At 35.3% G+C, this 25,375-nt stretch carries 26 protein-coding genes and 1 tRNA gene; 11 read left to right on the top strand and 16 right to left on the bottom strand.

Annotated elements, in window-relative coordinates:
- Nucleotides 1-182 precede the first annotated feature (182 nt).
- Nucleotides 183-806 carry a thymidine kinase gene (locus BMW63_RS02190; RefSeq protein ID WP_074720766.1) on the bottom strand — a complete coding sequence of 208 codons (624 nt, stop codon included), beginning with the start codon at nucleotides 804-806 and terminating at the stop codon, nucleotides 183-185.
- Nucleotides 807-1,044: 238 nt separating this feature from the next.
- On the opposite strand from BMW63_RS02190, the gene BMW63_RS02185 reads away from it, so the two are divergent.
- Genes BMW63_RS02185 through BMW63_RS02160 form a run of 6 tightly spaced genes read left to right on the top strand, consistent with a single transcriptional unit; the run spans nucleotide 1,045 to nucleotide 6,620 of the window.
- Nucleotides 1,045-2,076: a hypothetical protein gene (locus tag BMW63_RS02185; protein ID WP_074720764.1), complete on the top strand. Its 1,032-nt coding sequence runs from the start codon at nucleotides 1,045-1,047 to the stop codon at nucleotides 2,074-2,076.
- A 41-nt stretch (nucleotides 2,077-2,117) separates the two neighbouring features.
- The gene (gene rsmI, locus BMW63_RS02180) at nucleotides 2,118-2,834 is read left to right on the top strand and encodes a 16S rRNA (cytidine(1402)-2'-O)-methyltransferase (protein ID WP_074720763.1); all 717 of its coding nucleotides are present in this window, start codon (nucleotides 2,118-2,120) and stop codon (nucleotides 2,832-2,834) included.
- A gap of 11 nt (nucleotides 2,835-2,845) precedes the next feature.
- Nucleotides 2,846-3,190 carry a HopJ type III effector protein gene (locus BMW63_RS02175; RefSeq protein WP_074720762.1) on the top strand — a complete coding sequence of 115 codons (345 nt, stop codon included), beginning with the start codon at nucleotides 2,846-2,848 and terminating at the stop codon, nucleotides 3,188-3,190.
- Nucleotides 3,191-3,236: 46 nt separating this feature from the next.
- The gene (gene recJ / locus BMW63_RS02170) at nucleotides 3,237-4,925 is read left to right on the top strand and encodes a single-stranded-DNA-specific exonuclease RecJ (protein WP_074720760.1); all 1,689 of its coding nucleotides are present in this window, start codon (nucleotides 3,237-3,239) and stop codon (nucleotides 4,923-4,925) included.
- Nucleotides 4,925-6,205 (top strand): MFS transporter, encoded by a 1,281-nt coding sequence (locus BMW63_RS02165; protein ID WP_074720758.1) that lies wholly within the window; start codon nucleotides 4,925-4,927, stop codon nucleotides 6,203-6,205. Before recJ ends, BMW63_RS02165 begins: the two co-directional genes overlap by 1 nt.
- 58 nt (nucleotides 6,206-6,263) lie before the next feature.
- The gene (locus BMW63_RS02160; protein WP_074721152.1) at nucleotides 6,264-6,620 is read left to right on the top strand and encodes a hypothetical protein; all 357 of its coding nucleotides are present in this window, start codon (nucleotides 6,264-6,266) and stop codon (nucleotides 6,618-6,620) included.
- Here the strand turns inward: BMW63_RS02160 and BMW63_RS02155 are convergent.
- The 4 genes from BMW63_RS02155 to BMW63_RS02145 are packed head-to-tail and all read right to left on the bottom strand — an operon-like array spanning nucleotide 6,617 to nucleotide 8,828.
- Nucleotides 6,617-7,369, bottom strand: a complete 753-nt coding sequence (locus BMW63_RS02155) for a UDP-2,3-diacylglucosamine diphosphatase (protein ID WP_074720756.1) — start codon at nucleotides 7,367-7,369, stop codon at nucleotides 6,617-6,619. The two genes, BMW63_RS02160 and BMW63_RS02155, sit on opposite strands and share 4 nt — an antisense overlap.
- Before the next feature lie 23 nt (nucleotides 7,370-7,392).
- Nucleotides 7,393-7,845 carry a 6-pyruvoyl trahydropterin synthase family protein gene (locus BMW63_RS02150; RefSeq protein WP_074720754.1) on the bottom strand — a complete coding sequence of 151 codons (453 nt, stop codon included), beginning with the start codon at nucleotides 7,843-7,845 and terminating at the stop codon, nucleotides 7,393-7,395.
- 35 nt (nucleotides 7,846-7,880) lie between these two features.
- The gene (locus BMW63_RS18075) at nucleotides 7,881-8,054 is read right to left on the bottom strand and encodes a hypothetical protein (protein ID WP_175460250.1); all 174 of its coding nucleotides are present in this window, start codon (nucleotides 8,052-8,054) and stop codon (nucleotides 7,881-7,883) included.
- A 6-nt stretch (nucleotides 8,055-8,060) separates the two neighbouring features.
- Complete coding sequence (locus tag BMW63_RS02145) at nucleotides 8,061-8,828, bottom strand: enoyl-CoA hydratase/isomerase family protein (RefSeq protein WP_074720752.1); 768 nt, start codon at nucleotides 8,826-8,828, stop codon at nucleotides 8,061-8,063.
- 119 nt (nucleotides 8,829-8,947) lie between these two features.
- Here BMW63_RS02145 and BMW63_RS02140 point away from each other — a divergent pair.
- Nucleotides 8,948-9,021: transfer RNA gene (locus BMW63_RS02140), tRNA-Ala, on the top strand.
- Between the two features lie 49 nt (nucleotides 9,022-9,070).
- Nucleotides 9,071-9,202, top strand: a complete 132-nt coding sequence (locus BMW63_RS18650; RefSeq protein WP_083380331.1) for a GIY-YIG nuclease family protein — start codon at nucleotides 9,071-9,073, stop codon at nucleotides 9,200-9,202.
- 221 nt (nucleotides 9,203-9,423) lie between these two features.
- On the opposite strand, the gene BMW63_RS02130 is transcribed toward BMW63_RS18650, so the two are convergent.
- From BMW63_RS02130 to BMW63_RS02110, 5 genes are all read right to left on the bottom strand, one after another.
- Complete coding sequence (locus BMW63_RS02130; RefSeq protein WP_074720750.1) at nucleotides 9,424-10,926, bottom strand: aldehyde dehydrogenase family protein; 1,503 nt, start codon at nucleotides 10,924-10,926, stop codon at nucleotides 9,424-9,426.
- Nucleotides 10,927-11,137: 211 nt separating this feature from the next.
- Nucleotides 11,138-11,977, bottom strand: coding sequence for a helix-turn-helix domain-containing protein (locus BMW63_RS02125; protein WP_074720748.1), 840 nt, complete (start codon nucleotides 11,975-11,977; stop codon nucleotides 11,138-11,140).
- A 93-nt stretch (nucleotides 11,978-12,070) separates the two neighbouring features.
- Nucleotides 12,071-12,994 carry a lipid A deacylase LpxR family protein gene (locus tag BMW63_RS02120; RefSeq protein ID WP_083380330.1) on the bottom strand — a complete coding sequence of 308 codons (924 nt, stop codon included), beginning with the start codon at nucleotides 12,992-12,994 and terminating at the stop codon, nucleotides 12,071-12,073.
- Between the two features lie 24 nt (nucleotides 12,995-13,018).
- A complete protein-coding gene (mtgA, locus tag BMW63_RS02115) occupies nucleotides 13,019-13,762 on the bottom strand; it encodes a monofunctional biosynthetic peptidoglycan transglycosylase (RefSeq protein WP_074720743.1) in 744 nt (247 codons plus the stop codon).
- Nucleotides 13,762-14,874: an NAD(P)/FAD-dependent oxidoreductase gene (locus BMW63_RS02110; protein WP_074721150.1), complete on the bottom strand. Its 1,113-nt coding sequence runs from the start codon at nucleotides 14,872-14,874 to the stop codon at nucleotides 13,762-13,764. The genes mtgA and BMW63_RS02110 overlap by 1 nt, the downstream gene beginning before the upstream one ends.
- A gap of 156 nt (nucleotides 14,875-15,030) precedes the next feature.
- Here BMW63_RS02110 and BMW63_RS02105 point away from each other — a divergent pair, with 156 nt between their 5' ends.
- The 3 genes from BMW63_RS02105 (at nucleotide 15,031) to BMW63_RS02095 (ending at nucleotide 20,826) form a co-directional block, all read left to right on the top strand.
- Nucleotides 15,031-16,932, top strand: a complete 1,902-nt coding sequence (locus tag BMW63_RS02105; protein WP_074720741.1) for a S9 family peptidase — start codon at nucleotides 15,031-15,033, stop codon at nucleotides 16,930-16,932.
- A gap of 84 nt (nucleotides 16,933-17,016) precedes the next feature.
- Nucleotides 17,017-18,213: a C1 family peptidase gene (locus tag BMW63_RS02100; protein ID WP_074720739.1), complete on the top strand. Its 1,197-nt coding sequence runs from the start codon at nucleotides 17,017-17,019 to the stop codon at nucleotides 18,211-18,213.
- Between the two features lie 180 nt (nucleotides 18,214-18,393).
- On the top strand, nucleotides 18,394-20,826 hold the full coding sequence (locus tag BMW63_RS02095; RefSeq protein ID WP_074720737.1) for an ATP-binding response regulator: 2,433 nt from the start codon (nucleotides 18,394-18,396) through the stop codon (nucleotides 20,824-20,826).
- Here BMW63_RS02095 and BMW63_RS02090 read toward each other — a convergent pair.
- The 6 genes from BMW63_RS02090 to accC form a co-directional block, all read right to left on the bottom strand.
- A complete protein-coding gene (locus BMW63_RS02090; protein WP_074720735.1) occupies nucleotides 20,819-22,150 on the bottom strand; it encodes a sigma-54-dependent transcriptional regulator in 1,332 nt (443 codons plus the stop codon). The genes BMW63_RS02095 and BMW63_RS02090 overlap by 8 nt on opposite strands.
- Nucleotides 22,151-22,429: 279 nt before the next feature.
- Complete coding sequence (locus tag BMW63_RS02085) at nucleotides 22,430-22,729, bottom strand: hypothetical protein (RefSeq protein WP_074720733.1); 300 nt, start codon at nucleotides 22,727-22,729, stop codon at nucleotides 22,430-22,432.
- 45 nt (nucleotides 22,730-22,774) lie between these two features.
- Nucleotides 22,775-23,071 (bottom strand): hypothetical protein, encoded by a 297-nt coding sequence (locus tag BMW63_RS02080; protein ID WP_074720731.1) that lies wholly within the window; start codon nucleotides 23,069-23,071, stop codon nucleotides 22,775-22,777.
- A gap of 40 nt (nucleotides 23,072-23,111) precedes the next feature.
- The gene (locus BMW63_RS02075; RefSeq protein ID WP_074720729.1) at nucleotides 23,112-23,408 is read right to left on the bottom strand and encodes a hypothetical protein; all 297 of its coding nucleotides are present in this window, start codon (nucleotides 23,406-23,408) and stop codon (nucleotides 23,112-23,114) included.
- Nucleotides 23,409-23,463: 55 nt separating this feature from the next.
- Nucleotides 23,464-23,760: a hypothetical protein gene (locus tag BMW63_RS02070; RefSeq protein ID WP_074720727.1), complete on the bottom strand. Its 297-nt coding sequence runs from the start codon at nucleotides 23,758-23,760 to the stop codon at nucleotides 23,464-23,466.
- A gap of 259 nt (nucleotides 23,761-24,019) precedes the next feature.
- A complete protein-coding gene (gene accC, locus BMW63_RS02065) occupies nucleotides 24,020-25,366 on the bottom strand; it encodes an acetyl-CoA carboxylase biotin carboxylase subunit (RefSeq protein ID WP_074720725.1) in 1,347 nt (448 codons plus the stop codon).
- Nucleotides 25,367-25,375: the final 9 nt, after the last annotated feature.

Here is a 25,375-nt window from a genome sequence, read left to right as displayed (position 1 = left end):
ACTTGAATTCTTGATGGTTTTTTTAAATTAAGTAAGCTTTAGATTATTAACCTTCATAACACCCCACTAAATGAGCAAGAAGATCATAAATCGCAAATAGTTTAAAAATATTTCTAGCTAAAAAACAAAAAACCCTTTCTGAGCATCAGAAAGGGTTTTGAATTATATGGGTTGCACTCAAGTTATACCTCCCTCTCCTTTGGAGAGGGCTGGGGAGAGGACTCCTGATCTTTTCTCATCGCATGGTAATAAGCAGCACGACTCAAAGGTTCATATTCTTCTGTTTCTCCCAGCATGACCAATTTGTCATTGTCGGTTTTTCGAAAACTGTAATTCGCTAAATTTCCGGTGCGCGTACAAACCGCATGAACTTTGGTTACATATTCGGCAGTCGCCATTAGTGCTGGCATGGGGCCAAAAGGATTTCCTTTAAAGTCCATATCTAATCCAGCTACAATCACACGAATTCCTTGGTTAGCCAAATCATTGCATACTCGCACGATTTCATCGTCAAAAAATTGTGCTTCATCAATCCCTACAACATCACAGCCTTGCGCTAAAATCGCAATGTTTGCAGCTGCAGGCACCGGCGTAGAACGAATTTCATTAGCATTATGAGACACCACCATTTCATCATGATAGCGAGTATCAATGGCGGGTTTAAATATTTCTACTTTCTGTTTGGCAAATTGCGCTCTTTTCAGACGTCTAATAAGTTCCTCGGTTTTACCCGAAAACATCGAACCGCAGATAACTTCGATCCAACCAAATTGTTCTTTATGATTTACTGTATTTTCGAGAAACATTTTGTATTTTTCTAACTTAAAAAATGAATAGTTTTTATTACTTTGTAATGTAATAAACCGACTTAAGATTTTATACTTTTACGTAGTCTCAAAAGTAGAAAATTTTTATCAATTCAATGATTTGTGAACGCTTAATTAAAAATTAAATGTTCCCTATAAAAGGATCTTATTCCTTTAATAGAATAAAAATCATCGGAAATTACAAACACATACGCCATAAATACCAAATTCAAACGTCATGAAAAAAAAATTGGAAGCCGATTTAGTCAGCATTGCTCACAGAATATTACAACTTAAGAATAAGTCTGACATCAATCAATTGTTTTTGGAAACCCAAAAACTATATGAAAAATTGTCGGTTTTACGATTTGTTAATGAGCATTATGGTACAATCAAGCCTACAATAGGCCATGCTGAAATTGAAAAAGAAATCGAAGCTTTTTATGATAAAAGTGACGAACTGCCTGTCGAGACCATGATCGAAATGACTGAATTCGTTCCCATAGAAGAGTTTCCTACGAGAGAAGTTCCAACAGAAGAGGTGATTTTCGAATATGCTCCTGTAGAAGAAATTCCTGCCGAAGAAGTATATATACAGGAGCCTATCGCAGCAGAAGAACCTAAAAAAGAGAAAAGTAGTACTACCGAAGAGGAAAAAGAACTTACTGCAGAAGAGATAAATGATTTAGGTGATTTTGCAGCAGATATAACAGAGCAGCCGTTAAAAGACATCGAAGCTATCGAAGAGGAAACCTCAAACAATGAAATTGAAACCAACGAAACAGCGGAAGAAGAACAACTAACAGAAGAGACCGAAGTTGAAGCCTCAAAGAAAGCGGAAACCATGCAGATTTCTTTTGAAGATTTACTTGGAGGCCATTATAGCGAACCCGATTTTGTAAAGGTCGAAGAAGTACAAGCATTACCGCCGGAAACTGTATTTGAAGCTATAGAAAAAACAGAAGAGAAGGAAACACCTCCAACTAAACCAGTCGAAAAAACTGGGGAATCAAAACCGGTTTCACTGAATGACACGTTTTCAAAAGGAATTGACATCGATCTCAATGACCGAATCGCATTTGTAAAACACCTTTTTGGAAACAGTAATGAAGATTACAATAGAGTACTGAACCAATTGATCACTTTTAACAATTTCTACGAAACACGAAACTTTATAGAAGAAATGGTAAAACCCGACTATAACAATTGGGAAGGAAAAGATGATTATGCAGAACGTTTTATGGATATCATTGAGAAAAAATTCCTTTAAATATATTTCGAAGTACTAATAAAACTCCCGCATAACAGCGTATGTCAAAATTATATATTGTTCCCACACCAATCGGTAATCTTGAAGACATGACCTTTAGAGCCATCAGGATTCTAAAAGAAGTCGATTTGATTCTTGCCGAAGATACCCGCACCAGCGGAAAACTCCTGAAGCATTTTGAGATTGGCACCCACATGCACAGTCATCACATGCACAATGAGCATAAAACCATCGAGAATTTAATCTCACGATTAAAAGCGGGTGAAACTATTGCACTAATATCTGATGCTGGAACGCCTGCCATCTCAGACCCAGGGTTTTTATTGACCCGCGCTTGCGTAGAAAATGGAATAACAGTAGAATGCCTTCCCGGCGCTACAGCCTTTGTCCCCGCATTAGTTAATAGCGGATTGCCAAATGACAAATTTATTTTTGAAGGATTTTTACCTGAAAAAAAGGGACGACAAACCCGATATTTAGAGCTTGCCGAAGAAACGAGAACAATGATTCTCTATGTTTCTCCACATAAATTGGTAAAAACACTAGCAGAATTTGTCATCTATTTTGGCGAAGACCGACAAATTTGTGTTTCCCGTGAACTTTCAAAATTGCATGAAGAAAACGTCAGAGGAACAACCCGAGAAGTGTTAACGCATTTTGAAAAAACGGCGCCACGAGGCGAAATTGTTGTGGTAATAGGCGGAAAACCAATCATTAAAGAAGTGAAAAAAAGTAAATTCCAAAAAGACGAAGAATAAACGATACAAACATGACTCTAGATTTATTTCTTACCAAATTAACAAATACTCCAAAAGAGATTTCATTTTCAGAAACGATTGCGGTTATTGAGGAAAATTATAATTTCTCTCCCACGGCATTCGAAAATGGATTACAACACAATGCAGCAGGAGAGAACTCAGGTTCTTGTAAGTTGTTTGCTTTCGCCGAGATGCAAAAGTTCTCTGAACCAGCAACATTATCTTGCTTTGGCGCTTATTATTATGAAGAAGTTTTAGGAGATCCTGAAGGAACAAATCACCAGAACATTAGAAACTTCATGAAAACTGGCTGGGACGGAATTGCCTTTTACGGTGAGGCTTTGATTGTAAAATAATTTCGTTTTATACGCAACTTTAGACCTGAAACTTTAAACAAAAAACATGCGTTGGACTATTAAACCAAAACCTTCGGAAGATAAAATCAAGCATTTAGCACAAGCCTTAAATGTGGAAAATTTTGTCGCTACCTTATTAGTACAGCGCGGGATTGAAACTTTTGAAGACGCCAAGAACTTCTTTCGCCCGTCATTAGAACATTTGCATGATCCCTACTTAATGAAGGATATGGAGAAAGCGGTGGCCCGAATCGAATTAGCTATCGAAAATCAGGAAAACATTCTTGTTTTTGGTGATTATGATGTTGATGGAACAACTGCTGTTTCACTGGTCTCCTCCTATTTAAAAACCTATTATCCAAATGTTGCCACCTATATTCCGGATCGGTACGATGAGGGTTATGGGATTTCATTTAAAGGAATTGACTTTGCTGATGACAATGACATGACGCTAATCATCGCCTTAGATTGCGGTATAAAATCCATTGATCATGTGGGGTACGCCAAAGCAAGAAATATCGACTTCATCATCTGTGATCACCACAGACCCGGTAAAACCTTGCCCGATGCCGTTGCCATTTTGGACCCCAAAAGAGACGACTGCAGCTATCCTTATGATGAGCTATGTGGGTGCGGAATTGGATTCAAATTAATTCAGGCTTTAGGATCAAATCAAGGTAAGACAGTAGAAGATCTAACGTCTTATCTCGATTTAGTTGCCGCTGCCATCGCCGCTGATATCGTTCCGATGACTGGTGAAAACCGTGTACTAGCTTACTTTGGCCTGCAAGTGATTAATAGCGATCCAAGACCGGGAATCAAAGCTTTAGTTCATCAGGTGAAAAAACAAACCTTGGATATCACCGATGTTGTTTTTATCATCGCTCCAAGAATCAATGCCGCGGGACGCATCAAACACGGAAATCATGCCGTAGAACTATTAACAGAATTTGATTTTGAACAAGCACAGCAATTTGCTTCAGAAATAGAACAATACAATTCAGACCGTAAAGATTTAGACAAGCAAATCACCAAAGAGGCACTTTCGCAAATTATAGAAAACCAAGAAACAGAACGATCTACCTCTGTCGTCTATCAAGAAGACTGGCACAAAGGCGTAATTGGTATTGTGGCCTCCCGATTGATTGAAACCTATTACAGACCAACTTTGGTTTTTACCAAAAGCGGTGATAAATATGCCGCCTCGGCACGTTCCGTAAAAGGTTTTGACGTTTATAATGCTCTGGAAGCCTGCTCTGAACATTTGGAGCAATTTGGCGGACATATGTATGCAGCCGGAATGACATTGAAAGAAGAGAATTATTCCCTGTTTAAAGAAGCTTTTGAAAAGCAGGTGCAAAAGACGATTCATCCGGATTTGCTAATTCCAGAAATTGAGATTGATGCCGAAATAGATTTTGCAGATATTACCCCAAAACTAACCCGAATATTAAAACAGTTTGAACCTTTTGGTCCGCTGAACATGACCCCCGTGTTTCTCACAAAAAACATAAAAGATACCGGCTACGCTAAAAAACTAGGCGAAGACGATGCCCATTTAAAACTGTTTGTAAAACAAAATGGCTCCGAAGGCATACCAGCCATTGGTTTCGGATTAGGAAGCAAAATGGAATTAACTACAAATCAGAAGCCCTTCGAAGCGGTGTATTGCATTGATGAAAATGAATGGAATGGAAAGATTTCGATCCAATTGAGATTAAAAAACATTAAGTAATGAATACTCCCAAAATAAAGAAAGATCCTTACGCAGCACTTCGTTATAAAGAATTTAATACTTTTTTGTTATTACGTTTCGCGATGGTCTTTGCTTGGTCCATGCAATTTATCGTGATTGAATGGCAAGTTTACAGCATCACTAAAGATCCACTTTCATTAGGTATTATTGGATTGATGGAAGTTATACCCGCTATTTCCATGGCTTTATTTGCCGGACACATAGTAGATCAGAAAGAAAAAAAAGGGCTGCTAGTGAAATGTATTTTAGCTTTTTCGGCAATCAGTTTCGGTCTGTTTTTATTGACATGGCCTGCGGTAATAAGTGATTTTAGTACAAAGAGCATTTTATATTCTATTTATTTTCTCGTATTTTTAGGAGGATTAGTGAGAGCTTTTTTAGGCCCGACCATCTTTTCATTACTATCGTTATTGGTACCTAAAAAAGTATACCCCAATGCAGCAACTTGGAGTAGTTCCGTTTGGCAAATTGCCTCTGTTGTAGGACCGGCAGTTGCTGGATTCTCTATCACTTTGATTGGTGTACATTGGTCCATGTGTTCTGTTTTCGCCTGTTCTGTTTTTGCATTGTTGGCTTTATCGCAAATAGATAAAAAACCAATTTTAAATCCAAAAATTGGGGAACCTGTCATGCAGAGTCTGACCGAAGGAATAAAATTTGTATTCAATAATAAAACTATTTTAGGAGCGATTACTCTTGACATGGTTTCTGTTCTTTTTGGTGGAGCCATAGCGCTGTTGCCCATCTTTGCACAAGACATCTTAAAAGTAGGGCCGGAAGGCTTTGGTTTTTTGAGAGCAGCTCCAGCAGTAGGTGCCTTTTTGACCATGATTATCACCGCCTATGTTCCTTTGAGTAAAAATGCAGGAATTAAACTTTTGTCTGCCATCTTTGCTTTTGGAATCTGTATTATTGTATTTGGACTTTCCACGATTTTTTGGGTCTCGCTTCTGGCTTTATTCTTTAGTGGCGTATTCGATGGTATCTCAGTTGTAATTCGTCAAACGATTTTACAACTTAAAACTCCAGACCACATGCGCGGTAGGGTTTCGGCAGTAAATTCGATGTTTGTGGGTTCTTCAAACGAACTGGGCGCTTTTGAAAGTGGCGTTACCGCAAAATTAATGGGAACAGTTACCGCAGTAGTATTTGGCGGAAGCATGACTCTTTTAGTTGTTTTAACCACAGCTATTGTCTCTCCATCCTTCCGTAAACTGGATCTTACTAAAGATTTAGAGGAACACGAAAATCAAGAATAATTTTAATTATTTAGAATTGTTATAAATAATGCCTATATTTGTTTCAAACATTTTCTATATGCAAAAGATAAAACAAATATATTATAATGATTCAGGCACTTCTTTCTACTGGAGAAAAGAGAATGAAATATTAATCGACAAAGTACAATTGATCTTTAGAGAAACCGGCTTTTATTTTACCAAACAAGAACTACAACTATTTAAAAGTTGTATTGAAGAAAGTTACTCCTTAAATAGCTGTTGCGACGATTGTGAATTAAAAAATCAATGCCACAAGTTTTTACTTACAACACCTTGTTCTCAAATCGATTTAGCGGTTACCATGCAAGAATTAAATGCCGTAAAAGACTTGGTTGAAGGCACTTTGTTTAAAATTAATTTAGATGATTATTTGTATGGCGTGGGGATGAATTAATATTTTTTTATTTCGAATGTATCGCCATCGAAAACTCCATAAGTAAAATAGCTAATCCAGTCTCCCAGATTTACATATTCTGAATTTTCTCCTACGCTCACTTTCATTGGTAAATGACGGTGTCCAAAAATAAGATAGTTGTAATGTTTGCTTTCCAATTTTCTTTTCGAATAAAGAATCAGCCATTCGTTGTCTTCACCTAGAAAAGTAACATCTTCATCACCCGAAATTAATTTATTTTTTACCGATAAATATTGTGCTAAACGAACACCAATATCTGGATGAAGCCATCTGAAGAGCCATTTGGAGAAAGGATTGGTAAACACTTTTTTCATTCGTTTGTACCCCATATCGCCAGGACCTTTTCCATCACCATGACCAATAAGGAATGTTTTATCTCCAAAAGTAAATTCTTGATTATCGTGATAAACAGGAATATTTAATTCTTTTTGGAAGTAATCTTCCATCCATAAATCGTGGTTACCAACGAAGAAATAGATTGGAATTCCGCTGTCTCTAATTTCGGCTAATTTTCCTAAAACCCGAACAAATCCCTTTGGAACAACCGTTTTATATTCAAACCAAAAATCAAACAAATCTCCTAACAGAAAAATCACTTCGGCATCTTCCTTTACTTCATCAAGCCAAGCCACAAATCGCTTTTCTCTTGGTAAACTAAGTTCTGCTGTTGGCGCACCAAAATGCTGATCGGAGGCAAAGTATATTTTTTTTTTGTTGGCTAAATGCATGAAGCTAAAGTATGAATTTTGAATTACAAATTATCGCTGGCGTACCATTCGGCAAAAGACGAATCTGTTTCTTGTAATTTTAAAGAAAAAAGTTTGATGTCTACGGGTAATCTACCAATTATTCTTTGGGCAAAATCAATTACCATATTTTCACTTGTAGGCTGGTAATCTACCAAAATAACATGATGTCCGCGGTTTTTTAATTCGTGCGCCAATTCCACATGAGGCGTGGTTTCATTAAAAACGGTGGCATGATCAAACTGATCCACGATTTCTTCTTTTACAATTTTTTTCAAGTCGGTAAAGTCAATCACCATTCCAAACTTTACGTCATTACGGTTCTCGATAGGACTCCCAATAACGGTTACAGACAATTTATAACTATGTCCGTGAACATTTTTACATTTGCCATCATACCCATATAGCGCATGACCGGTTTCGAAACTAAATTTTTTCGTAATTCTGATATTGCTCATTTCCGTTTAATTTTGGTTGCAAATTTAGTGAAAAATTAACCGTTTTTGTCTCTTTTTTTTGCAGAAGCATACATCCAATAAGCCAGACCTATCAAAACAACAAATGGAATGAAGGAACCAATAATCACTCCTATTTGGTAACTGCTGTCAGTTGCATTTTTTAATTTTTCGGCAATATTTACTTGTTGTACAAGAGCTGTAATTCTCATTTCCTATTATTTTTTAAATTGATTCAGAGCGTTTTTGGTAAAATCAGACAATACTAATTCTCCTGAAATCGCAGCTCTCTCCAGCAATAATGCATCCCAGCCTTCTGTTCCTTCCCAAATTATTTTTTTCATTTGAACTAAGGCTTCCGGATTGTACGAAGCTAACTTTGCAGTAAAATGAGCGAGATCAATATCTAATTCCGCCTGATTTTCTACTACTTTGGCGTAAAGCCCTTTGTCTTGAGCCCAATCTGTATTTTTCCATTCGGTAGCCGCAAGCGTCATCTCGGTCATTGCCGTTTTCCCTATTTTGCGGCTTACCGCAGGTTCAATCACAAATGGACCAATCCCTATAGCGAGTTCTGAAAGTTTTATTGCGCTGTCAATGGTCGCAAAAGCATAATCGCAGGCCGCAGCAATTCCTACGCCACCTCCAACTGCTTTCCCGTGAATACGTCCCACTATTATTTTAGAACACTTACGCATCCCATTTATTAAATTAGCGAATCCAGAGAAAAATTGCGTCCCTTCTTCCTGATTCGATACTGCCAAAAGCTCTTCAAAAGAAGCTCCGGCACAAAAAGCACCACTTCCTTCACTTCGCAAAACGATTACAGAAACAGCGGCATTAGTACTCAGTTGATTCAGCTCTGCGGTCAATGCATTTAACAATTGTCTTGGAAAAGAATTACTTGCCGGATGACCAAATTGCACCGTTGCAATTTTATTTTTAATTGTTGTAGTGAGTGAACCGGAATTATTTGATGCAGTCATTTTTATTTTTTACTGTAAAGTTAAAATTTTTATGAAGAAAGCAGCCTTTTTATCAGAACAGAAAGTTGTTTTTTATTTGTCAATTGAAAGCAAAATAATGTTATATTTGCGAAAGAATTGGGGGATTAGCTCATTTGGCTAGAGTGCTTGCCTGGCAGGCAAGAGGTGACGAGTTCGAATCTCGTATTCTCCACAAAACACAAACTCAAGTCAAACGACTTGAGTTTTTTTATTTTAGAGCTATGTTTTACACTTATATTATTTTCTCTAAAACTTTAAATAAGTACTACACTGGTTCTTGTGAAAACATTGAAACTAGGCTTAATGACCGTTTAAATAGCAGAAGTAAATTTACCAAAACCGCCAAAGGTTGAATACTTGTTTACTTTGAAACTTTTGACTCCTGGTCGTTAGCTGTAAAAAGAGAAATGGAAATTAAAAAAAAAGAAAAGCAGAAAATATATTGAATTTATACTATCACAGAACTAAATTGACTAGAGTATCCCGACGGATGTTTTCGTAAAATAAATTAAAAAAGGCTGTCTCAAAAAAATTGAGACAGCCTTTTTATTTAATAATTAACAATGTATTATAATTAAAAGAATCCAACTGGTTCTTTGTCGTAAGAGATTAACATATTTTTCACAACACGGTAATGATCTAATGCCATTTTATGGTTTTCACGACCAAATCCTGATTCTTTAACACCACCAAAAGGAGCGTGAGCAGGATAAGTATTGTATTGGTTTACCCAAACTCTACCGGCTTGAATAGCACGTGGAACTTGGAATAATTCGTGAGCATCACGAGACCAAACACCCGCACCTAAGCCATAAGGCGTATCGTTTGCGATAGCAATAGCTTCTTCAGTAGAACTAAATGTTGTTAAAGCTACAACCGGTCCAAAAATTTCTTCTTGGAAGACACGCATATTGTTTGTTCCTTTTAATACCGTTGGTTGAACATAGTATCCTCCAGAAAGGTCTCCTTCATAGTTACCCGCTTCTCCACCGGCTAATACAACTGCACCTTCTTCTTTACCGATATTGATATAGTTAAGTATTTTTTCGCATTGTGCTTTTGAAACTTGAGAACCAATCATTGTTTCTGGATCAAGTGGATTTCCTTTTTTAATTAGTTTTAAGCGCTCTTGCATTCTTTCGATAAAAAGATCAGCAATATCTTCATGAACTAGAATACGTGATGGAGTCGTACAAATTTCCCCTTGATTAAGTGCAAACATTAACGCACCTTCTATAGCTTTACTGAAGAATTTGTCGTCTTGAGCCGCTACAGATGGGAAGAAAATGTTTGGAGATTTTCCACCTAATTCCATAGTTACAGGAATAATGTTTTCTGCTGCATTGTGGTACACTTTACGACCTGTTTCAGTAGAACCAGTGAATGAAAGTTTAGCGATACGTTTTGAAGTTGCTAAAGCTTGTCCAGCTTCTGCACCAAAACCAGTTACGATGTTTAATACTCCTGCAGGTAAAATATCACCTATTAATTCCATCAACATGATTACACTTGTTGGTGTTTGTTCAGCTGGTTTTACAACTGCGGTACAACCTGCTGCTAAAGCTGGAGCAATTTTCCAAGCTAGCATTAACATTGGAAAATTCCAAGGAATAATTTCACCTACAACACCAATAGGCTCGTGTAAAACGATGCTTAAAGTATTTTTGTCATGCTCTGAAACACTTCCTTCGTCTGCACGGATAACACCTGCAAAATAACGAAAGTGATCAATACAATAAGGAATATCTGCTGCTCTTGATTCACGGATTGGTTTACCGTTATCAATAGTTTCTAAAGTTGCCAAGTACTCTAAGTTGTCTTCCATTACTTGCGCAATTTTTAACAACATATTACTACGTTCTGTTACTGAAGTTGTACTCCAAGAAGGGAACGCTTTGTGTGCTGCATCCAAAGCAAGGTCGATATCTTCTTGAGTCGAGCGAGCAGCTTGAGTAAAAACTTTACCGTCTACTGGTGAAACGTTGTCAAAATATTGTCCATTAATTGGAGCAACAAATTTACCATCAATAAAATTATCGTATCTTTCTTTAAAAACAGGTTTAGTTACATTTGCCATTATTTTATATTTTTTAAATTATATAGGTGTAATTATTTTCAAAAACACTTTGTTTTAATTACACTACAAATGTATGGCGCGAGTTAGCCAATCAAGTTATTGATATGGTTCAAAAACTTATGAAAAAAGTTCAAAGTTGTTGTTGCTGAAAAAAAAACACTTCAATACATGTTTAAACAGCTAAAAAACAGTGTTTTAAATATGTTTAATCTCAACTTGAGACGTCTGTTGGACTAATTCCAAACTTGTTTTTAAAAGCTATACTAAAGTTAGACAGGTTGTTATAGCCAATATCTAAATAAATATCTGAAGCTTTTAACTCACCAGCTTGTAACAATTCTTTAGCTTTTTGTAGGCGCTTGTCTTGCAACCATTTGCCAGGAGCTTCATTATACTCTGAAGTAAAATGACGTTTAAAGGTCGATAGGCTCATATTACATAAAAACGCAATTTCTTCCAATTTTAAATTAGAATGGACATTACTTTCTACTATTTTTTTAAAGGGCGAAACCTCATTTGAAATTAAGGAGTGTAAATAATATTCAAATTCATCACCATATTTATTTAGCAAATACAGCATAATTTCTTCAAATTTCAAAACTAATAAAGCATCACTATAATTGTGATTTAAGAAGGTATTAGACGATAGTGAGTTTATAAAGGAAGCTATATAATCATCGTTTTCAATCACAAAATACGGAACTTCCTCCTTATAAGGCTTCACGTCATTAGTATATTTGCTTAAAAACTCGGTTAGTTTTTTCTCTGAAAAAAAGAAAAGCTTACAAAAATAAATCGCTTCTGTGTCGAGTAATTCTGTCCATAACCAATTTCCTTTTTTTAACAGTAAAGATTGCTTACTGTTTACCGCCATAGAGGTGTTTGCAAAATGCACTTGCTTCTTGCCTACCTGTAAAAAGCTAAACATATTCATTCTTAAATTGACTTTGCTTTTTACTACATCGCTCGTCATTTTAAAATCATATACAAATATATCTCTTGATGTATCCTTGTTTTGGAAATAAATCTCCGGTATGTTCTCTATTGGCATTTGACGCTTCTTAAAAGGGTTATTGTTCGAAATTAACTTGACTTATATCTTATTAAACTAACCAAAATTGATCCTGATTATACCATCACGATGTTAATTAAACAAATAAGAACCTCCGATCGACCCATAAAAATATCCCGTATTTATATTATTATACAACTCTTTGCTTCTGTACACAAAGGCGTAGGATAAATTAAGATTATTTTTTCGATATTTGAAACCGGCCTCTCCATTAAAACGAACGGGGATTAAATCAAAAGTCACCGAGCTATTATTATTAAAAAGACTTCCTTGTATTGTTGCATCGTACAGCTGGTACTTAATGCTAGGAGCAATATAAAAATAAAACTCTTCCACTACTCGCCCAGATGTACTCGAAACTGAGGCTCCGTATAAATTAGAATCATAAATAGGTGCTAATTTTTTGAATCCAATTCGAGTTAAAAAACCAGCAGATACGCTTGTGAAAATAGTTCCTAAATCTGCTTCTGATTGAAAATGAAAATCGACTTTATCCTTATTTAGTTTAGGAAGTAATTTATTGGAAAATAAAAAATGACTTTGTATAGCTAGCGTATTTGTAACTTGGGTCTCCCAACCGTAAACTTGTTTATAACTGAAAAACTTATGAAATCTTTTTTGTGTTTCTTCGGCAAATGATTTACTCCCCACGAAACCTAGCTCAATTCGACCTTTAAACACTGACTCATTTTTAAAAAAGAATCCTTTGTCTACTGCTCCAAAAAGATAGCCAGCAAAAGGGCGGTCAATTACTGCTACAGCTCCCTTATTTATGAATTGCGGATTATAGATATATTGACCAATTATAAATTCGATAATTTTTTTACTTACTTTCTTGTCGTCATTCTTTGCTAAAAAGCGGTAAAAAAATTCCAGACCATTCGTATAATATTTATCATTCTTAGAAGAGGTATATAAATCGTTTTCAGTTACCATACCTACTTCATTTGTGCTAGTCTGTCCTGAAAGAAAAGTAGTCGCCATAAACAATAGCATAATGCAGGTCTTTTTTAGCACGTTTTAGTATTTTATTTTCCCTACCGTACGCATCACCCGCATAATTTTTGTTTTCCTATTATTGATATAGGACGACGAACTAGTTGCTGTAAATTTTCTGGGATTAGGCAAAATCGCTGCTATTCCTGCAGCTTGAATGGGCGTCAAATCTTTGGCATCTTTTCTATACCAATGTTCAGCCGCTGCTTGTGCGCCATAAACTCCATTTCCCATTTCGATACTGTTTAAATATACTTCCATGATACGCTCTTTACCCCAGATAAATTCTATAAGAACCGTGAAGTAGGCTTCTAATCCTTTCCTTAAGTAACTACGCCCCTGCCATAGAAATACATTTTTGGCAGTTTGTTGCGATATGGTACTTCCTCCTTTAATTTTTCGACCCCGTTCATTCCCCTTGTATGCTTTTTGCATCGCTTTGAAATCAAATCCATTATGAACAAGAAAACTTCCGTCTTCGCTGGCAATAACTGCTTTCTGTAAGTTGATAGAAATATTCTCGATAGGCTCCCAATCATGGCTGAATGAGTTTTCTTTTTTATCAGCGCTATTCTCAATAGTACGTATCACCATCAAAGGAGTAAACGGAACGGGAACAAATTTATAAAGCACCACAAAAAACAAAGAGATTCCAAAGAACCACAATGCCACTTTAAACAAAAGCCGACTTACTATATTCATAAAACTACGGGTTTCTTTTTTTACCGGTTTTTTTGTCGGTTTCTTTCGAGTTATTTTTGTTGCCATTACACTAAATCTGCTAATTCTGTTCCTACTAAACTTCCAATCGCTACTCCCATTCCGCCAAGTCTCACGCCACAATAGACATTTTCAGACAATTGCGAAACGATAGGATTCTTGCTGTTGCCAATACCCATGATACCGCTCCAACGATGGGCGATTTCATACTTTTGATTGGGTAAAATTACTTCTTTTAATAATTGCTCCAACTTATTTCGCACAATTTCTGTTTGAGCAAATTCCGTTGTGTTTTCAGCATCAAAATCTAAATTCCGACCGCCACCTAATAATATTCGGTCACCAATGTTTCTAAAATAATAGTAGCCACGATCCAAATGAAAAGTCCCCTTGATATCGAGGTTTTCAATTGGTTCTGTAATTAAAACCTGTGCTCTGGCTGGTCTTACAGCGCCATTCGTTAATTCATTTGAGAAACCATTTGTAGCAAAGAGTACTTTTTTTGACCTGAAACTAAAATCACTCAGTACAACTTCAACATCAGTTCCTTTATCTAAAAACGAAGTAACTGTCTGCTGATTTAAAATCAAGATATTATTGGATACAGCCTGTTTTAGTAACTCTTGCATCATACTCCCAGTATCAATCTGCGCTTCAAAAGGATTGAAAATTAAATGCTCTCGAATACCATTAAAACCAAAACGATCTAATTCTTTGGCAAACACATCCGATCTAAAAAGAGGTTTTAGAATCTCATTTATAAACGGTAATTTATTCACACACTCTTCATAGCAACTTTCATCTTCCTTTAAAAACAATTCATAGCCTCCATAAGGTTTGAAATCTATGGCTTCATCGCCAAGACGCTTGCGTAACAATCGCAGTCCTTCCCAGCGTTTTGTAACCAATTGAAAAACTTCCTCCGCCGAATGAGATTTTAAGTCGTCAATAATTTCAGAAATACTTCCGAAGCAAGCAAAGCCAGCATTTTTAGTACTCGCACCATGAGGTAACATCCCTTTTTCCAGCACCAGTATTTTACTATCTGGGTATTTTTCGCGCAAACGTAAAGCAGCATGTAGCCCAACAATTCCGCTACCAACCACCGTATAATCAACCTTTGTAAACCAATTTTTTAACTCCCAATAACTTAACTGCATCTGAAAAATTTTTATAAAAATAATATTTTTAGTCAAGTAAACCGGCATGAAAACTCATTTTTTACAATAATGATTGTCGAAAAGAGTTAACATAATCCACTGCGTATTTTTAGAATATTTTCGTAATTTAGAACTTTAAATTATACTATTCATTTTATGAAAAAAATACTTCTTACAACACTAACCATGATGAGTTTAAGTGCAATGGCCCAAAACGTAATGTCACCTGAAACCCTATGGAAACTGGGGCGAGTGAGCTCCTTAGGTATTTCTAAAGACACTAAAAATGTAGTTTACAAAGTAACTACTCCTTCTATTGAAGAAAACAAGTCTAATTCAAAATTTTACATCATTCCTATAAATGGTGGAATTCCAACTGAAGTTAAGGAAACAAAAGATTTAGTAAAAGATAAAAATATTTCGCCAGACGGGAAGTACCTTGTCTATAATGAAGAGGTGAAAATCAGCAATGTTCTTGGGAAAGATTTCTATCCTGACCTAGAAAAATCTGAAGCACAAATCTACGATGGTTTAGACTACCGCCACTGGGATACTTGGAACGAAGGAAAATTTAACCATGTTCTTTACAAAGAAAACACAGACGGAGCAGTGGGAACTGACATCATGGGCAAAGAAAATTTTGACAGTCCACAAAAGCCTTTCGGCGGAGATGAAGATTACATCTGGTCACCAGATAGTAAAAAAATTATTTATGTAAGCAAGAAAAAGGCGGGAACTCAGTATGCCATTTCGACCAACACCAATATTTATGAATACAGCTTAGAGACTGGATTGACTACTAATAAAACGGAAGACAATCTAGGATATGATGTCGCTCCTCAATTTTCTCCTTCTGGAAACCTGACTTGGTTACAAATGAAACGCGAAGGCTATGAAGCTGATAAAAATGACATCATTGTTGATTTTAAAGGCATAAAAATGAATCTTACCTCTAATTGGGATGGTACAGTTGATAGTTTTATTTGGAGCAAAGATGGTAGCAAAGTCTATTTTACCGCTGCAATTGATGGAACAAAACAACTATTTGAAGTGAATTTTCCTGGAATGACTAGAATTGCAATAACTGTGCAACAGATTACAAAAGGAGATTTTGATGTAAACGACTTGATTGGATTTTCGGGTAACAGCATTCTTGTTACAAGAGCAGATATGAACCATGCTTCGGAGATTTTTTCTTTCGATCTAAAGAAAAACACTTGGAAAAAAATCACCAATGTAAATTCAGCAATTTACGATTCATTGGCGTTAAGCAAAACAGAAAGAAGATATGTAACCACAACTGATGGTAAGAAAATGTTAGTGTGGGTAATTCTGCCGCCCAATTTTGATGCTACAAAAAAATATCCAACACTTTTATATTGTCAAGGAGGTCCACAAAGTGCATTGACACAATTCTATTCTTTCCGTTGGAATTTTCAATTAATGGCAGCCAATGGCTATATTGTTGTAGCACCCAATCGTCGTGGAATGCCAGGACATGGAGTAGAATGGAATGAACAAATTAGCAAAGACTGGGGCGGACAGGTAATGGACGATTACCTTTCGACTATTGATGATGTAGCTAAAGAAAGTTATGTTGACAAAACTCGTTTAGGTTGCGTTGGCGCAAGTTATGGTGGCTATTCGGCATTTTACTTGGCCGGAATACACAATAATCGGTTTAAAACATTCATAGCTCATGATGGGGTTTTCAATACGCAAAGCATGTTTGGCACAACTGAAGAAGTTTTCTTCAGCAACTGGGATTTTGGCGGCCCGTATTGGGAAAAAGATAACGCTATAGCTCAAAAAACCTATACCACCTTCAACCCTATTAATTTAGTAGAAAAATGGAATACTCCAATCCTCATTATCCAAGGAGGAAAAGATTTCCGTGTGCCGATAGGACAAGGCCAAGAAGCTTTTCAAGCTGCACAATTGCGTGGAATAAAAAGCAGATTTTTATATTTTCCAGAAGAAAATCATTGGGTCTTAAAACCACAGAATGCCCAAGTTTGGCAAAAAGAATTTTTCAAATGGCTTAAAGAAACTTTGTAACGCAATCACAGGTGTTAAAGTCAACTGGATTATGTAACAATTTTAACTTTTGCCAAACAAATAATAAAATCTAAATAACAATAAATGTATAAATTTCAAAGCAAAAGCTTGTTCATTGCCTTAGCATTCTTGTTGGGCATGACCACGATCTCAGCCCAAGATGGACTGGTGAATTCATTAAAAGTAAATGCCAGCGCAAAAAGCGTCGAAAGTTTCAAATTTACAGACGTAATCAATCTTGCTAATACTTCCATAAAGAACCAAGGTTCATCAGGAACGTGCTGGAGCTATTCTACCAATTCTTATTTAGAGTCAGAAATGATTCGATTAGGAAAACAACCCGTTGAACTTTCCCAAGTTTTTTCGGCGCGAAATGCCTACGTAGAAAAAGGTAAAAACTATGTACGCATGCATGGAGCTGTGACTCTTGGAGACGGTGGAGAATTGCATGATGTAACTAATATGTTCAGAAAATATGGAGCTGTTCCCCAATCAGTTTATAGCGGATTGAATTACGGCACCACAAAAAACAAATTTGCCGAAATGGCAAGTTTAACTGAAGCGTTATTGAAAGCAGTTGTAAAAAATCCTAATGGAGAACTTACTCCAAACTGGGAAAAAGCATATGCAGCAGTTATCGATTCATATCTTGGAGAGGTTCCGCAAAACTTTGACTATAAAGGAAAGAATTACACGCCTCAAACTTTTGCAAAAGAAGTTGTAGGGATTAACCCTGATGAATATATTGAATTTGCTTCCTATTCAACTGAGCCTTATTATGCAAAAACAATGATGATGGTTCCAGACAACTGGTCATTTGATTTAGTGTATAATGTAAAAATGAATGATATGACAACTATCATCGACAATGCATTAAAAAATGGATACACGGTCGCTTGGGCAACTGATGTCAGCGAGAAAAGCTTTAGTTGGAAAAATGGCGTTGCTTATATTCCCACAAAAAAGTTTGAGGATATGACAACAGAGGAAAAAGAGAATATGTTTAATGGTCCTAAACAAGAACTAGAAGTAACTGAAGAGATGCGTCAAAAAGCTTTTGACAACTACCAGACTACTGATGATCATGCTATGCATATTGTAGGACTTGCGAAAGATCAAACTGGAAAAGAATACTATATAGTTAAAAATTCTTGGGGAGCTACAAATGACTACAAAGGGTATTTATATGTAAGCAAGAATTTTGTTAAATATAAAACAACCTCTTTCATGGTAAACAAATCTGGAATTCCTGCTGATATTTCCAAAAAAATAGGTGTTTAATTTACAATACAAACTGCACATAAAATACAAACAATTTTAACCCGATACATTTAACGAATAACCAAAACTCTCTTATCTTAATCATTACAAGACAAAGAGAGTATAAGGTTAGCGCATTCTTTAAATAGTTAAAGGAAATAAAATAATACTATCTAAACCTACCCACCCTAATTCTAAAAAATGGGAAATAAGAACAGTAATATTCCTGTAAAAGTTTTAATTAGTTACCTTGCCCTGGCGGCGTTAGTGGTTAGTGTGGGGTGGATTTTATATTCTGAAAATGTTGCTTACACCAATATTGAAAAAAAGATTGCCTTTGAAAAAAGTAAGATTTTAAAGGTTACTAAACTCTTTACTAACGTCTACAAAACAGAAAGTTTAGCTCGAAAGACAATCCAAACAAATGCTGAAGTTGACTTTAAGAATTACATTGTTGCAAGCAATTCGCTACTTCTTAGAATTGATTCGCTGAAAACATTAGTTTCAACAGATTATCAGATTAAACTATTAGATAGTGTAAACATATTACTATCTGAAAAAAACAATAACATAAGGCAACTAAAAGCCATTAAAAATAAAGCAACCGAAGAAGCTTCAGTCAACAATGCTATTGAAGAGCTAAGTAAGTTAGAATTTTCTTTAAGAAAACTGGAACTAGGCGATTTTACTAAAAACCCTAGACAATTAGGTACTTATCAACGTAATGTTTTACAGAAATATGTAGATTATCTCAATCAGAATATTCCTGATGATAGTACAAACACCCTTACTAAAAAAGCAACTGACTCTATTTTATCGGCTTCAAAAAGGCTACTTAGCAATGTAAAAAAAGAGACCGAGAAGAAGAAAGAATCCGTCAATCTTCAAGAGAATAAACTACTTACCAACGAAATCTTAATCTCAGAACAACTCCGTAAAGTACTTCGAATTATTGAACGAGAAATTATCATTTACTCCGTTCAGAATAATACTGAAAAGGAGCAATCGCTTAAAAAAATCAATCAAATTGTAACTGGAGCTGCCGTTACAGGACTGCTGCTTACTATCTTCTTTTCTATTCTAATTACTAGCGATTTTTCTAAAACACAATCGTATAAGAAACAATTAGAGGTTGCTAATTTTAAAACCAAGAATTTATTAAAAAGTAGAGAACAATTAATCTCAACAGTTAGCCACGATTTAAAAACGCCGTTGAGCACTATACTTGGTTATACAGAACTTCTATCCACTTCTAGTTTAACAAAAAAACAAGCTTACTTTACTCAAAATATTAAAAATTCATCCGAATATATTTCGCGATTAGTACAAGATTTACTTGATTTCTCACAAATTGAAGCTGGGAAAATTGCTATCGAGAAAACAAGCTTTATCCTTCCTGAAACTGTTGATGAAATTTCAAAAAACATACAATCTGTTTTTTCTAATAAAGACATTTTACTTATTCTTACATTTGATCCTGACTTAAACAAGCCCATAATTGGCGACCCCTTTCGATTAAAACAAGTCCTTACAAACTTGATAGGTAATGCCTATAAATTTACAGAAAGCGGATATATAAAAATCAATACCGGCATACTAAAAAACAAAGAACAGCTAGTTATAACAGTTGAAGATTCTGGAATAGGCATAGCGCAAGATAGCCAAGAATTAGTTTTTGAGGAATTTGCTCAGGCCAATGAAAACATAGAAAAAAAATACGGTGGAACTGGTCTAGGATTATCTATATCTAAAAAGATAATTATTTTATTAGATGGTGAACTTCGCTTAAAAGAAAGTTCAAATCAAGGGAGTATCTTTGAAATAACACTTCCGTTGAATTACGATAATCTCATTCCTAAGACGGAAGACGAAACGCGTATTGTAACCAACAGAATCACTAATAAAACCATTATAGTAGTTGATGACGACAAAGATTTGCTAACACTGAGTACTGAAGTTTTAAAACAAAATAGCTATACTGTTCTAGCATTTACCAATGTCCAAGAAGCATTAAAAACGGTTAAAAATAATGCCTTTGACCTTATTATAACTGACATTCAAATGCCTATTATGGACGGTTTTACTTTTGCGAAAGCAGTGCAAGAAACCCAAAATTATATCAACCAACCTATTGTTGCTGTAACTGGTCGAAGCGACTTAGGATTAGTGATGTATGAAAAAGCCGGATTTGCAACTGTTATAAAAAAACCTTTTTCAACAAAAACACTTTTGGTGACAATAGAAGCGATATTTAGCAAACAGGAAATCCCTTTTCAAGAAGAAGCGAAAACTATCAAGAATCCAAACGAATTATTTACATTAGAATCACTACAATCCTTCTTAGGAAACGATGAAGTAGCTGTAAAAAGTGTATTGTTTTCGTTTATAGAATCAACAAAAAGCAATCTTTTAATTCTAGAAGAAGCTATAAATAATAGTGATTTTGAAACGGTAAAAGCTACTGCACATCAAATGGCTCCCATGTTCAAACAAATAGAAGCTACAAAAATAGCCCGCATTTTAAATAATATAGAGTCGACTGATTATGACAAAAAAAAATTACAAACACTCTTTGAAAAAATAAGTCAAGATGTCGATTTACTAATCATGGCAATCGAAAAAACAATTAATTAATATCATATAATTTCAATTTATTATACAAAGTTTTACGAGTTATTTTAAGGAGTTTAGCAGCCTCAGATTTGTTGTTTTGTGTTCTAGCTAATGCATTTACAATTGCATCTTTTTCATTTACAGACAATGAGAAATCACCACTGTTACTTTCCGTTTTTTGAAAAAATTCAATAGGTAAAACAGCCTCTTTAATAAAGTCTGTCTGCGTTAAGAGCGTAGCTCTTTTAACACAGTTTTGTAGTTCTCGTAAATTACCAGGCCATGGATATTTTTGAAAAATAGCTACAACTTCAGGCGAAAAACCTATTACTTCTTTGTTTAATTGTTCGTTTGCTTTTTGAAGAAAAAACTCAGCAAACAACATCAAATCTTCTTCCCGTTCTGACAGCGCTGGCGAATGAATAGAAAATTCATTGATTCGATGGTACAAATCTTCTCTAAAGTCTCCATTCTTAACTGCTTCCCTTAAGTCTTCATTGGTAGCCGTCAGGATTCGGATATCTACTTTTATTTCTTTATTGCTCCCTACAGGTTTTATCTTGCGCTCTTGTAAAGCTCTTAATAATTGAATTTGGTTTTCATAAGACAAATTACCTATTTCGTCTAAAAATACTGTACCGCCATTTGCAGCTTCAAAATAGCCTATTTTATCAGATATAGCGCCTGTGAAAGAGCCCTTTAGATGACCAAAGAATTCACTTGCAGCAAGTTCTTTCGGAATTGCTCCACAATCAACAGCTATAAAATTATTGTTATTACGAAGACTTTGCTGATGGATACTTTTTGCAATAATTTCTTTCCCAGTACCACTTTCGCCAATTATTAACACTGACATATCGGTTGGACTCACCAGATTTATATATTCAGCTAGTTTAATAGACGCTTTAGAAATTCCTTTGACAAATTCTTCTTTAGAATCTGTTTTAGATTTAACCGTTTTCTTTGGTATTGGATCCAAAACATCTTCAGATTCCAATGCATTTTTAATAACAAGTAATACTTCCTCAGGATTAAATGGTTTCGAAATATAATCTGTAGCGCCATTTTTTATAGCTTTTACAGCAGTATTAACATCTGCGTATCCAGTCATTAAAATCACCGGAACATCAGGAAACGCCGATTTAATTTCGGTCATAAGTCTAATGCCATCATCATCTGGCAAACGCAAATCAGTTAGAACCAAGTCAAAAGTTTCCTTTTTTACTGCATTTCTAGCTTCAGTAGCAGAAAATGAAGTAGTAACGGCATAACTGTTTTTGATTAGAAACTTTTCTAATAGTTTGCAAAATGAAATATCATCTTCAATTAATAAAATTTTCGGCATTATTGGGCTACATTTTATGCTAAAATAAGGCTAATAAAATTGTCTTTTCATAAAAATATTACAAAAAAAAGAGAAGCCACATGAAGTAACTTCTCTTTTTCAAATCTCTCTTATCTAGTATTATTATTTATAACCAATTACCATTGACCCCTGCCGAAACAGTAGCCTTCTGGTCTTGTACTATAATTATCGAAATTGATTCTTAAAAGCTTCCTCAAAAACTTAGAATTAAAATTCTTAAACTATTATTACAAGTAAGATTTTTATTTATTAGAATTCCTATTTTTTAAGAATTGTACCGTTTGCATCTGTGAAGATGGTCGCGGTTGACTCAGTTGTTTTTACTTCAAGCTTAAATTCTTTGCTTTCATTTGTATACGCTTTTTCTATCACTGCTCCTGGAAGTGCGCTTTCAACAGCTGCTTTTACTGCATCAGGTACCGCATCTAGTCCAATTTCAGCATACTCGTCTTGTAACATCACTTCACTAACAGAAACTACTGTTGGTGCTATTGTGTTATTTGCGAATGTTGATAAACTTCCTAAAAGAATTGCTGCTGATAATATTAACTTTTTCATAATATGTGTGTTTATTTGTTTGTGAAATATTTATTTTAATAATGCTTATTTTTGAATCCAATTTCCGTTTTCGTCAGCAAATAAAGATCCTTCTTTATCTCCCATCTTAACATCTAATTTATATTCTTTGGTTTCACTAACATAAGCTTTACTGATTACTGCGTCAGGATATGCTGCTTTAAGTGCATCTGTAACTGCTGCTGGCAATTCTTCAATTTTTATTTCTGTATACTCATCTGCAATAGTGATTACTTTTTCAACTGAATTTTGAACTGGTGCGATAGCAGCGAATGTTGATAAACTTCCTAAAAGAACCGCTGCTGATAAAATTAACTTTTTCATAATATGTGTGTTTTATTTGTTATCGTATGTTGTTGTTATGTTATTGTTGAATCCATTTTCCGTTTGCATCTGCAAATAAAGATCCTTCTTGATCACCTGTTTTAATATCAATACGATACTCTTTTTTTTCGTTCACAAAAGCCTTGCTAATTACGGCGTCAGGGTAAGCTGTTTTAAGCGCGTCTGTTACCGTTACTGGCAATTCTTCTATTTTTATTTCTGTGTACTCATCTGCAATAGTGATTACTTTTTCTACTGAATTTTGAACTGGTGCGATAGCAGCGAATGTTGATAAACTTCCTAAAAGAACTGCTGCTGATAATATTAACTTTTTCATAATATGCGTGTTTTATAAATTATTGTAAGTTGCTTTAATTCTACTTGTTTTATTATTATTTCTGAATCCACTTTCCGTTTTCGTCAGCAAATACTGAACCTTGCTTATCACCCATAGTGACATCTAATTTGTACTCTTTGTTTTCATTAACATAAGCTTTATTAATCACCGCTTCTGGATAAGCCGTTTTTAATGCTGTTGTAACCGCTGATGGTAATTCTTCAATTTTAATTTCAGTGAATTCGTCTGCAGTAGTGATTACCTTCTCAACTGAATTTTGAATTGGTTCGATAGCTGCAAAAGTTGATAAACTTCCTAAAAGAACCGCTGCTGATAATACTAACTTTTTCATGATATTTGTGTTTATTAATTATTGTATCGTTGTTTTACACATCAGATAAAGAAATTATTGTGCCGTGAAAATAAAAAAATAAAGTTTTCCACACAACAACTGATAACCAGCTGCTTATGTATTCACACCGATTTGAAAATCCGATACTAAGTTGTGTACTTTACGAGTAAAGTGTATACTTTTTACCCATTTCAATAAAAAATAAACATAAAAAAAGCCATACATTGCTGTATGGCTTTTTAAAAAATATTGAAATAAACTATTCTGGAGAAATCATTTTAAACGTATCCATAAAAGCAGTAGTGTAATCTCCTGCTATATAACGAGGATCATCCATTAATTGTCTGTGAAAAGGTATTGTAGTTTTTATTCCTTCAATTACAAATTCATCCAGTGCTCTTCTCATTTTGCTAATTGCTTCCTCGCGAGATTGGGCAGTAGTAATCAGTTTTGCAATCATGGAATCGTAATTTGGCGGAATAGTATACCCTGAATACACATGAGTATCTAATCGAACTCCGTGTCCTCCTGGCATATGAAGTGTCGTTATTTTTCCTGGAGACGGTCTAAAGTCATTATAAGGATCTTCAGCATTAATACGACATTCGATAGCATGCAACTGAGGTAAATAATTCTTACCTGAAATAGGCACTCCTGCTGCTACTAAAATTTGTTCGCGAATCAAATCATAATCAATAACCTGCTCTGTGATTGGGTGCTCTACCTGAATACGGGTATTCATTTCCATGAAGTAGAAATTACGATGTTTGTCCACCAAAAATTCTACCGTTCCCGCACCTTCGTATTTGATATATTCAGCTGCTTTCACTGCTGCTTCACCCATTTTCAAACGCAATTCGTCTGTCATAAATGGAGAAGGAGTTTCTTCAGTCAATTTTTGATGACGTCTTTGTACAGAACAGTCTCTTTCAGAAAGATGACATGCTTTTCCGTATGAATCACCAATAACTTGAATCTCGATATGACGTGGCTCTTCGATTAGTTTTTCAAGATACATTCCGTCATTACCAAAAGCAGCGGCAGATTCCTGACGGGCACCATCCCATGCTTTAAGTAAATCTTCTTCTTTCCAAACTGCACGCATTCCTTTACCCCCACCGCCGGCAGTAGCCTTAAGCATTACTGGGTAACCAAAAGACTGTGCTAATTCTTGAGCTTGTTCGAATGACTCTAAAATACCTACTGAACCAGGAACAACAGGAACACCTGCTTCGATCATCGTGGCTTTTGCAGATGCTTTATCACCCATTCTGTCAATCATCTCCGGAGAAGCTCCTATGAATTTAATCCCGTGCTCCTGACATATTTTTGAAAATTTTGAATTTTCTGAAAGAAAGCCATATCCTGGATGTATCGCATCTGCATTTGTGATTTCTGCAGCGGCAATAATATTTGACATTTTCAAATAGGACAAATTGCTTGGAGGCGGTCCTATGCAAACAGCTTCATCAGCAAACCTTACGTGTAAACTTTCTACATCGGCAGTAGAATAAACAGCCACGGTTTTAATGCCCATTTCTTTACACGTTCTAATTATACGAAGTGCAATCTCTCCCCTATTTGCAATTAATATTTTTTTAAACATCTCTTTTAA

Origin of the sequence: Flavobacterium frigoris, from assembly GCF_900111075.1 — a bacterium.
GTDB classification, from domain to species: Bacteria; Bacteroidota; Bacteroidia; order Flavobacteriales; family Flavobacteriaceae; genus Flavobacterium; species Flavobacterium frigoris.
This window is presented reverse-complemented; position numbering and strand designations above follow the sequence as displayed.